Origin of the sequence: Mycobacterium sp. E2699 (assembly GCF_001666745.1) — a bacterium.
GTDB lineage: Bacteria > Actinomycetota > Actinomycetes > Mycobacteriales > Mycobacteriaceae > Mycobacterium.
Genome location: NZ_LZJH01000103.1, coordinates 1 through 905, shown reverse-complemented (window position 1 = coordinate 905; position 905 = coordinate 1). Strand labels below are relative to the sequence as shown.

2 protein-coding genes are annotated in these 905 nt (G+C 69.9%); one reads left to right on the top strand and one right to left on the bottom strand.

The window, feature by feature from the left end:
- Positions 1-176, bottom strand: a 176-nt coding sequence (locus tag A5696_RS27225; RefSeq protein ID WP_197516869.1) for a PPE domain-containing protein, incomplete at its 3' end; no start/stop codon positions are given.
- A 227-nt stretch (positions 177-403) separates the two neighbouring features.
- Between A5696_RS27225 and A5696_RS18600 the strand changes: the two genes are divergently transcribed.
- A partial coding sequence (locus tag A5696_RS18600; protein ID WP_197517016.1) for a PPE family protein occupies positions 404-905 on the top strand: 502 nt, incomplete at its 3' end.

Below are 905 nucleotides of genomic sequence, written 5' to 3'. Positions count from 1 at the left end.
CCCTGCCAGGCCTGCCCGGCCAGGTCCGAGGTCACGGAGCTGAATGCGCTTGCCGCCGCGCTCAACTCACTGCGGATCCCGTCCCAGGCCGCCGCCGCCTCCAGCATCGGCCCCGGGCCCGGCCCATCAAGCAGGAGCACCGAGTTGACCTCGGGCGGAAACACCGAAAAGTTCATCACTGCTCCCCTCGATCGTCGTTGATCAGACCTTCAGCAGCCACTGGAGCAACGTACATTCTCCGGCCTGCCCCATACCCCGTTAGGCGGGAATCCAATCCCGGCCGCCGCACGATCGTTGCGGACCGGACCGCAGGGATCAAGCGCTCGCAGTCGCGGTTGCGTGCGAACCCGAGCAACGGCACACTTTGGCTCCCGGGGCTCGCTGCTGAGAAGGGACCGCGGTCATGAGCTTTTTGGTGCTCCCGCCGGAGATCAATTCGTCCCGGATGTTCTCCGGTGCCGGGTCAGCGCCAATGTTGGCGGCCGCTGCGGCGTGGGACGGGCTGGCCGATGAGTTGAGTGCGGCCGCGGGATCGTTTTCCTCGGTGACCTCGGACCTGGCCGGGCAGGCCTGGCAGGGCCCGTCGGCGGCGTCCATGACCAACGCGGCCGCCGGGTACGTGGACTGGCTGGGCGGGGCGGCCGCGCAAGCCGAGCAGTCGGCGGCCCAGGCGCGGGCGGCGGCCGTCGCCTACGAGGCCGCGCTGGCGACCATCGTGGACCCCGGGTCGATCACGGCCAATCGCGGCCAGCTGGTGTCGCTGGTGATGTCGAACCTGTTCGGCCAGAACGCGCCGGCGATCGCGGCGGCCGAGGCCGAATACGAGCAGATGTGGGCCCAGGATGTCGCCGCGATGAGCGGCTACCACGCCAGCGCGTCGGCGACGGTCGCGCAGCTGGGCAACT